8 protein-coding genes are annotated in these 8,592 nt (G+C 54.0%); 5 read left to right on the top strand and 3 right to left on the bottom strand.

All coding sequences use genetic code 11. From position 1 onward, the window contains the following. The 3 genes from dnaE to guaB all read right to left on the bottom strand — a co-directional run. Nucleotides 1-1,606, bottom strand: a 1,606-nt coding sequence (gene dnaE / locus PHC90_05095) for a DNA polymerase III subunit alpha (protein ID MDD3845720.1), incomplete at its 3' end; no start/stop codon positions are given. Between the two features lie 6 nt (nucleotides 1,607-1,612). Then, nucleotides 1,613-3,172, bottom strand: coding sequence for a glutamine-hydrolyzing GMP synthase (guaA, locus tag PHC90_05090; GenBank protein MDD3845719.1), 1,560 nt, complete (start codon nucleotides 3,170-3,172; stop codon nucleotides 1,613-1,615). A 4-nt stretch (nucleotides 3,173-3,176) separates the two neighbouring features. Next, nucleotides 3,177-4,652 (bottom strand): IMP dehydrogenase, encoded by a 1,476-nt coding sequence (guaB, locus tag PHC90_05085; GenBank protein ID MDD3845718.1) that lies wholly within the window; start codon nucleotides 4,650-4,652, stop codon nucleotides 3,177-3,179. Between the two features lie 176 nt (nucleotides 4,653-4,828). On the opposite strand from guaB, the gene PHC90_05080 reads away from it, so the two are divergent. From PHC90_05080 to PHC90_05060, 5 genes are all read left to right on the top strand, one after another. After that, on the top strand, nucleotides 4,829-5,803 hold the full coding sequence (locus PHC90_05080; protein MDD3845717.1) for an ABC transporter ATP-binding protein: 975 nt from the start codon (nucleotides 4,829-4,831) through the stop codon (nucleotides 5,801-5,803). Next, nucleotides 5,779-6,720, top strand: coding sequence for an ATP-binding cassette domain-containing protein (locus PHC90_05075; GenBank protein MDD3845716.1), 942 nt, complete (start codon nucleotides 5,779-5,781; stop codon nucleotides 6,718-6,720). The genes PHC90_05080 and PHC90_05075 overlap by 25 nt, the downstream gene beginning before the upstream one ends. Nucleotides 6,721-6,876: 156 nt before the next feature. Next, nucleotides 6,877-7,320 carry a pilin gene (locus PHC90_05070; GenBank protein ID MDD3845715.1) on the top strand — a complete coding sequence of 148 codons (444 nt, stop codon included), beginning with the start codon at nucleotides 6,877-6,879 and terminating at the stop codon, nucleotides 7,318-7,320. A 105-nt stretch (nucleotides 7,321-7,425) separates the two neighbouring features. Then, a complete protein-coding gene (locus PHC90_05065) occupies nucleotides 7,426-7,734 on the top strand; it encodes a hypothetical protein (protein MDD3845714.1) in 309 nt (102 codons plus the stop codon). Nucleotides 7,735-7,746: 12 nt separating this feature from the next. Beyond that, nucleotides 7,747-8,529 carry a prepilin peptidase gene (locus tag PHC90_05060; GenBank protein MDD3845713.1) on the top strand — a complete coding sequence of 261 codons (783 nt, stop codon included), beginning with the start codon at nucleotides 7,747-7,749 and terminating at the stop codon, nucleotides 8,527-8,529. Nucleotides 8,530-8,592 lie beyond the last annotated feature (63 nt).

Here is an 8,592-nt window from a genome sequence, read left to right as displayed (position 1 = left end):
TGTAAAGCGGAAGGTATTCGGCAAGATGCTTGTTGGCGATGACGATCCCGGCGGCGTGTGTCGATGCGTGGCGCGCCAGTCCTTCAACTACGCACGCGTTGTCGAGGAGTTCCTTGACTCGGTCGTCCCTCTGGTACAGCTCACGGATTTCGGGTTCATCGTGTATCGCACGCTCTATGCCCCGGTCCGCCGTTGTGATGAGCTTGGCTATCCTGTCAACCTCCGCATAGGGCATGCCAAGCGCCCTTCCGACATCGCGTACTGCCGCCTTGGACTTCATGGTGCCGAAAGTGGTGATCTGGGCCACGTTGTCCTTGCCGTATTTATTCGTGACATATTCGATGACCCTGTCGCGTCCCTTCCGGCAGAAGTCAACATCGATATCGGGCATGCTGATACGCTCGGGGTTCAGAAAGCGCTCGAAGATCAGGTCGTACTTGATGGGATCTATGTCTGTAATGCCGAGGCAAAAGGCGATGAGGCTCCCGGCCGCGGAACCACGTCCCGGCCCCACGGGAACGCCGTTTGTTTTTGCATAATTGATGAAATCGGCGACGATGAGAAAATACCCCGAGAACCCCGTTTTCTTGATGACGCCCATCTCGTAGTCCAACCTCTTGCGATATTGGTCGTGGAGTTCTTCGCCGAATGAATCGTAGGCGGACCGTATCTCGGGCATCCGTTTTTCAAAGCCTTCCCGTGACAATTGTTCGAAGTATTCATTGATGTCCATGCCGCCGGGGGGATGGAAATCCGGAAAATGGTAAGTCTCCGTGTCGATGGTGACGTTGCACATTTCGGCGACGCGCATCGTGTTGGAAAGCGCCTCGGGATACCGCGAAAAGGCGAGCGCCATCTCATCCGGTGATTTGAAGTAAAACTGGTCCGTCGAGAAGCTCAGGCGGTCCTTATCGTTGATCGTCTTTCCCGTTTGGATGCACAGGAGGAGCTCGTGTGCCTTCGCCTCCTCGCGGCGAAGGTAATGGCAGTCGTTCGTGGCCACGATGGGCACACCGTAATGGGAGGACAACTCGATGAGGCGCTCGTTGACTATTCTTTGTTCATCGAGGCCGTTGTCCTGAAGCTCGAAGAAGAGCCGGTCGCCGAAGAGCGAGAGGTAATAATCGACGTGCCTGCGGACCATATCGTCCGTACCCTTGAGAATGGCGTTGGGTATCTCTCCCTTGATGCAGGCAGTGAGACAGATGAGCCCCTCATGATACCGGGTGAGAATCTCCCTGTCGATGCGCGGATGATAGTAGAACCCTTCCAGGTGGGCGAGGCTGATGAGTTTGAGGAGGTTCTGGTAGCCGGTGTTGTTCATGGCAAGGAGGACAACATGGTAGGCGACGTCCTCGCCCTTCATCCTTTTCTGGTCCAGTCTGGACCTCGGTGCGATGTAGGCTTCGCAGCCTATAAGAGGTTTCAAGCCACGCTGGCCGGCCTCAAGGTAGAATTCAGCGGCTCCGAACATGTTGCCGTGGTCCGTGATGGCGCATGCCGGCATGCCGTACCCTTTGGCTGCATCAAAGAGACGGTCGAATCGGATTGCACCGTCGAGAAGACTGTACTGGGTATGAAGGTGGAGGTGGACGAAGTCGGGCATATCTGTCTACTCCCACTCGATCGTGCTTGGCGGCTTCGAGGATATGTCGTAGACCACCCTGTTGACGCCGGGGACCTCATTGATTATCCTTCGCGCCACTGTATCGAGCGTTGTATAGGGAAGGCGCGCCCAGTCCGCCGTCATGGCATCTTCGCTTTCGACCACACGGAGTGCTATAACGCTGGCATAGGTCCTTTCGTCGCCCATGACACCAACGGTCTTTACCGGTATGAGTATGGCGAAGGACTGCCATATGTGTTTGAAAGAGGGGTTGTATTCGACCTCCTGGCGGATTATGCTGTCCGCTTCCTTGAGGATATGAAGCCGCTCTGGTGTCACGTCGCCGATTATTCGGACTGCGAGACCGGGACCGGGGAAAGGTTGTCTGCCGATGATATATTCAGGTACGCCGAGTTCGCGTCCGACCACCCGGACCTCGTCCTTGAAAAGCTCTCTCAATGGCTCGATGAGGGTCATCTTCATCCGTTTCGGGAGCCCGCCGACATTGTGATGGCTCTTGATCATGGCGGAGGGTCCCTTGAAGGAGACACTTTCTATGACGTCGGGATAGAGGGTACCCTGGGCGAGAAACCGGGCGGAGTCGTTGCCGCGGGCCTCTTCCTCAAATATTTTGATGAAGAGCCTTCCGATGATCTTTCGCTTCCGTTCCGGATTTTTTACCCCTTTCAGGGCTTTGAGGAAGGTCTCCTCTGCATCAACGTACTTGAGGTTGAGATGGAGGACGTCCCTGTAGGCTTCCATGACCTCTTCGGCCTCGTTCTTTCTCAAGACCCCGTTATTAACGAAGACACAGCGGAGATTGTCTCCTATGGCGCGGTGTATGAGTGCGGCAACCACCGAAGAATCGACGCCGCCGCTCAAGGCGCAGATGACCTTTTCATCTCCCGCCTCCCGGCGTATCCTTTCTGTTGCGAGTTCGACGAATGACTGCGGCGAGAAGAGCCCCTTGAGCTTACATATCTTGTAGAGAAAATTCCTGAGGATGCGCTTCCCTTTTGGCGTGTGTTGCACCTCGGGGTGGAACTGCACGCCGTATATGGTGCCTTTCGTGTTGCGAATCGCCGCGTAGGGGGAGTTATCCGACCGGGCGAGAGCGACAAAGCCGCGGGGAAGCGTGAGCACCTTGTCGCTGTGGCTCATCCAGACGATGTCTCCGTCCCTGACGCCGTGGAGAAACCCGTCCGCCTTTTCGACATAGAGGTGCGCCTTGCCGAATTCACGTTTTGGGGCCTTCTCAACCTTGCCTCCGAAAAACTTTGCCACGAGCTGAAGGCCGTAGCAGACACCGAGGACGGGAACGCCCAGGCCGAAGATCGCCTTATCACAGACAGGTGCATCCTTTTCGTTGATGCTGCTTGGTCCACCGGAAAGGATAATGCCCCGTGGTTTCATCGACCTGACGGCGTCGAGTTCCGTATTGTAGGGATATATTTCGCAATAGACGCCAAGCTCCCGGACCTTGCGGGCTATGAGCTGGGTATACTGGGAGCCGAAATCGAGGATCAGGATCAATTCCTCGTGGTAGTCGCGGTTATGGCTATCCATTTCTCTATTCGATCCTGTAGTTTGGCGCTTCCTTTGTGATGATAACGTCGTGCACATGGCTTTCGCGCAAGGCGGCGGACGTGATCTGGATGAACCTCCGCTTGTGCTGGAGGTCTTCAATGGTTCGGGTGCCGACATACCCCATGCCGGCCCGAAGGCCCCCCACCAGCTGGTTGATGCATATGGAGAGCGAGCCGCGATAGGGTACCCGGCCCTCGATACCTTCAGGAACGATCTTGGATTCCACTTCGTCTTCGGGGATGGAGTAGCGGTCCCGGGTTTTGCCCTCGCGCATGGCCTCCAGTGAACCCATCCCGCGGTAGACCTTGTATGTCCTGCCCTGATAGATGACCGTTTCTCCCGGCGTTTCGTCTGTCCCGGCGAAGAGGTTCCCAATCATGGCGGTTTGCGCACCCGCCGCCAGGGCCTTTGTAATGTCGCCGGAAAATTTGATGCCCCCGTCTGCTATGATGGGTATCTGGTACCGTGTCGCAACAGCCGCGGCGTCCATGATTGCCGTTATCTGCGGCACGCCAATGCCGGCGACGATCCGTGTCGTGCAAATGGAGCCGGGACCCACGCCTATCTTTACCGCGTCACATCCCGCCTTGATAAGCGCCTCGCATCCCTCGGCAGTGGCGATGTTGCCGCCGATGAGCTGGATGTCGGGGAAGTCCTTCTTTATCGCTTTGATGGATTCGATGACATTCCTCGAGTGCCCATGGGCGGTATCGATGATTATCACGTCACATCCCGTCTTGAGAAGGGCCTCCACACGCTCGTCCCTGTCGGGTCCCACGCCGACGGCGGCACCGACGCGGAGCCTTCCCAGCTGGTCCTTGCAGGAATTGGGGTACTTGCGCATCTTTTCTATATCTTTAATAGTAATGAGTCCCTTGAGATCGAAATTCCTGTCCACCACGAGCAGTTTTTCTATCTTGTGCTTGTGGAGAATCTTTTTTGACTCTTCGAGCCCAATACCTTCCTTTACGGTGACGAGGTTTTCTTTCGTCATAACGTTCTGGACCTTTCGTTCCAGATTGGTCTCGAACCGGAGGTCCCTGTTGGTGATAATACCTACAAGCTTCGTGCCTTTTGTGACGGGTATGCCGGAGATGCGATAGTGCGACATGAGATCCAGGGCGTCCTTGATCTTGCTTTCCGGCCCGATAGTGATGGGGTCGACGATCATGCCGCTTTCCGATTTCTTGACCTTTTCGACTTCGTGGGCCTGGTCGGCTATGGTCATGTTCCGGTGAATGATACCGATGCCGCCTTCCTGAGCGAGACAGATGGCCGTCTTCGATTCCGTCACGGTGTCCATGGCGGCGCTGAGTATGGGGATGTTGAGCTTGATGGCCGGGGTAAGGTATGTGGAGACGTCGACGTCGGCAGGCATTATATTACTCGAAGCCGGCACCAGCAGAACGTCATCGAAGGTTAGTCCTTCCCTGAAATCTGTCGGCTCTTTCTGTGACATGATTCACCTCATGGGGATAGTTTACGTGTATGAACGGTGCTCTTTATATAAAAAATATGTATGTGCCGTCAGACCTTAGCTCATACATAAAAGGCTTGCCATTTTATTAAGGTTAAGTATAATGCATAAGGTCCAAATAATCAAAAAAAATTTCCCTTTGGGAACCGTTTCTATCCATGGCAAATACAAACGACAGGACGCTTCTCCAGGTAACCGGTCTTAACACGTCGTTCTTTACGGGGGAGGAGGTCATATCCGCCGTTAATGACGTCACCTTCACGATTGACAAGGGTGAGGTCTTCGGTCTTGTCGGGGAGAGCGGTTCGGGCAAGACCGTGACGGCTCATTCGATCATGCGCCTTGTCCACCCTCCGGGCAGGATTGTCTCGGGAAAGATCGTATTTGAAGGCAGAAACCTCCTGGATCTGAGTGTAAGGCAGATGGAGGAGGTTCGCGGCAACCGCATAGGCATGGTTTTCCAGGAGCCCATGACCGCCTTGAACCCTGTTTTGAGAATAGGGGAGCAAATAGCCGAGACCATGGAGATACACGGGGTCCATCAGGGCAATGACATAAGAGGACAGACCCTGAAACTCTTGTCGCAGGTGGGGTTCGATGAGCCGGAAAACAGATACGCCCAGTATCCCCACCAGCTCTCGGGTGGCCAGAGACAGCGGGTACTCATGGCGATGGCCGTCTCCTGTAATCCCTCTCTCATCATCGCCGACGAACCTACGACCGCCCTGGACGTTGCTACGGAATCCCAGATACTGAACCTGATACGGGGCCTTGTGGATTCCCTGGGAATGTCAATGCTGTTCATTACCCACGATCTGATGATAGTGAAGTCCATGGGCCAGTGCGTCGGCCTCATGTATGCGGGGAGGATGGTCGAGAGGAACAATGTCGGGGACTTCTTCAAAGAGCCCCTTCACCCCTATGGCAGGGGCCTCCTGGAGTCTATCTATGGGTTTTCGGGGAACGCCAGGAGGCTCAAAGCCATTCCCGGTTCGGTGCCGAAACTCTCCGAGCTGCCATCGGGATGCAAGTTCCACCCCCGGTGTCCCCGCGTCATGGACGTTTGCAGGGGCGAAGAGCCTGTCATGAAGGAGGTCGGAAAGGATCAATGGGTTCGCTGTTATCTGTATTAGACATCAAGAAGCATTACGAGGTCCGCAGATCCGTCTTTTCCCTGGCCAGAGAGACGATACGGGCGGTCGACGGTGTCAGCTTTGAACTGGCGGCAGGTGAAACCCTGGGCGTCGTGGGCGAAAGCGGCTCGGGGAAGAGTACGCTGGCGCGGTGTGTCCTCCTTCTTGAGAGACCCGATGGCGGCGAGATCGTCTTCGACGGCGTTGACCTGCTCAAAGCTGGTGCCGAAGAGGTCAAGAGACTCCGAAAAGAGATGCAGATCATATTCCAGGACCCCTATTCATCGCTCAACCCGAGAATGAAAGTTAGTGAGATCATTAGCGAACCTGTTCAGTTCCATGGCATGGCAAAAGGGAAAGTGAATGTTGGGGCAAGGGTCGCCGAGATTCTGAGGAGCGTCGGCCTTGATGAGGATTTCCTGAAAAAATACCCCCATGAGATGAGCGGCGGCCAGAGACAGAGGGTGGCAATAGGGAGGGCCCTTGCAACGGAGCCAGCGCTCATCATCGCCGACGAACCGGTATCATCTCTCGACGTGTCCATACAGGCGCAAATCGTCAACCTTTTTCTGGACATTAGGGAAAAGTCAAATATTTCCATGGTGTTCGTGTCCCACGACCTGAACATTGTCCGTTTCCTCTCCGACCGTATCCTTGTCCTCTATAAGGGAAAGGTGGTGGAGACGGGCGGCCGGGATCAGGTCCTTTTGAACCCTCTCCACCCCTATACAAGGATGCTTATAAAGGCCTCCCGGGGAGAATTCGCCCTCAGGGAGGAACCGACGGGCGATGTCAGGCTTCAAGCATGTCCATATTATGACAAATGCGATGACAGGAGAGAACAGTGCGGGGGACAGACCCCCGGGCTTACAGGCGATGAGGAACACAGGGTTGCATGTTTTCTTTGCCAGATCTAACATACTATAAATAAAAGAGAATGGGGTGTGGTGGCCAGGCATGGCGCGGCGAATACATTTTCTCAAAAACGTGACGAAAATCATTTACATCGTTAATAGTTGTGCTAAACTAGCGATATTAGAACTACTAGCTTACATAATTTCAGGAGGTGTAGTATGTTAAAGCTTCACAAGAACACAAAAGGCTTCACGTTGATCGAGCTTCTCATCGTTATCGCCATCATCGGTATCCTTGCAGCCATCGCTCTCCCGGCATACATGGACTATACGAGGAAGGCGCGTATGACAGAAGTGACGAACACAGTGGGTTCCGTCAAGACGGCATGCATTGCGCTGGCTTCAGAGTCTTCAACCGGTAATGCTGCGTGCGCCGCCGCTGATGCCGCCACGTTCACAACGGTCTACGGGATAAACCTGCCAAGCCACGTTTCCGCCATTACGGTAGCTGCATCAGATGGGAATCCGGTCGTGATAACAGCGACATCCACGGGCATTGGTACCGGCGCTAACGGGACCATCTTGCTTACCAGCGATGCTACTCTGACTACATGGACATGGAGTGCAGGGACCATTGACGCAAAATACGTGCCAAAGAACTAAGAATTCGAGCGAAGAGGGGGGCTTGGAGCCCCCCTCTTGATTAACAATATGACAAAAAACGGTTTCACATTATTGGAGTTTCTGGTGGGGGTGGTTGTGATATGTGTGATAGTCATGATTGCCCTTCCCATGTACGCCATGCGCGGCAAGAAGACTGAACAGATGCGTGTGAGGACCCAGCTTCAATGCGTCAGACAAGCGGAGGAGGTGTACAGGTCGCAGTATGGATCCTATACGACTGACGCTACCAAGCTTGCCAACTGGAAGCAAAAGACAAAGAAGTACCATTTTAAGATACGGTACGCCAGCTCGACCCGGTTTGTCGCTGAAGCAAACGGCGACCTTGACAATGACAGGATACTCGATGATACCTGGACTATCGATGAGAACGGGGTTTTGACGAACGTAAAGTGAGCAAAGGGTATTATGCACATCATATTTCTAATAGTTGTTTTCGTTTTCGGAGCGGTGATTGGCAGCTTTCTTAACGTTTGCATTTACAGGATCCCAAGAAAAAAATCGATCGTTCACCCCCCGTCTTCGTGTCCTGCCTGTGAAAAACCGGTCAGGTTCTACGATAATGTCCCCCTCATCAGCTATCTCGTTCTGAAAGGGAAATGCAGGGATTGCGGGGCAAGGATCTCCTTCCGCTACTTCCTTGTCGAGCTCATAACGGCAGTCGTCTTCATGATGATCTACCGCAGGTGGGGACTCTCCTACGAGTTTTTCATCCAGATGTTCTTTGTGGCGGTCCTTATTGTTGTATCTTTCATTGATTATGATTTCCAGATCATCCCCGACATCCTCAGTGTCGGAGGCATGGTCGCGGGATTGATCATATCTCTTGTCAGGCCGGGTTTCCAGGTGATGGAGGCCGTCTGGGGAGTGCTTATCGGCGGCGGCGTCCTCTTTGCCATCGCCTATGGTTACCAGTTGATCACGAAGCGTGAAGGCATGGGAGGTGGTGATATCAAGCTCCTTGCCATGATCGGCTCTTTCAGCGGCCTCAAGGGAGTTCTCTTTTCCCTGATCGGCGGTTCTATCGTGGGTACTCTTGTCGGCATTCCGCTCATGTTCATGAAAGGCAGGGAAGAGGGTACCAAATATGCGATTCCCTTCGGGCCCTTCCTGTCGTTATGCGCGGTGCTGTATCTTTTTATGGGCCCCGGGGTAATTCACGCGGTCAATGAGTTTTTGCTGAATCGATAGGAGAGAGGGGATAGATGAAAAAGACCTGTTTTGTCCTTGTTTGTCTGATGTTTCTGGGGACGG

Source organism: Syntrophorhabdaceae bacterium (assembly GCA_028698615.1).
Lineage (GTDB): Bacteria > Desulfobacterota > Syntrophorhabdia > Syntrophorhabdales > Syntrophorhabdaceae > Delta-02.
The sequence above is the reverse complement of the archived record's forward strand: the minus strand, read 5'-3'. Positions and strand labels throughout refer to the sequence as shown.

Coding starts and splice junctions, on each gene's coding strand:
- guaA (MDD3845719.1), bottom strand. CDS start 3,172: ATGGATAGCCATAACCGCGACTACCACGAGGAATTGATCCTGATCCTC.
- guaB (MDD3845718.1), bottom strand. CDS start 4,652: ATGTCACAGAAAGAGCCGACAGATTTCAGGGAAGGACTAACCTTCGAT.
- PHC90_05080 (MDD3845717.1), top strand. CDS start 4,829: ATGGCAAATACAAACGACAGGACGCTTCTCCAGGTAACCGGTCTTAAC.
- PHC90_05075 (MDD3845716.1), top strand. CDS start 5,779: ATGGGTTCGCTGTTATCTGTATTAGACATCAAGAAGCATTACGAGGTC.
- PHC90_05070 (MDD3845715.1), top strand. CDS start 6,877: ATGTTAAAGCTTCACAAGAACACAAAAGGCTTCACGTTGATCGAGCTT.
- PHC90_05060 (MDD3845713.1), top strand. CDS start 7,747: ATGCACATCATATTTCTAATAGTTGTTTTCGTTTTCGGAGCGGTGATT.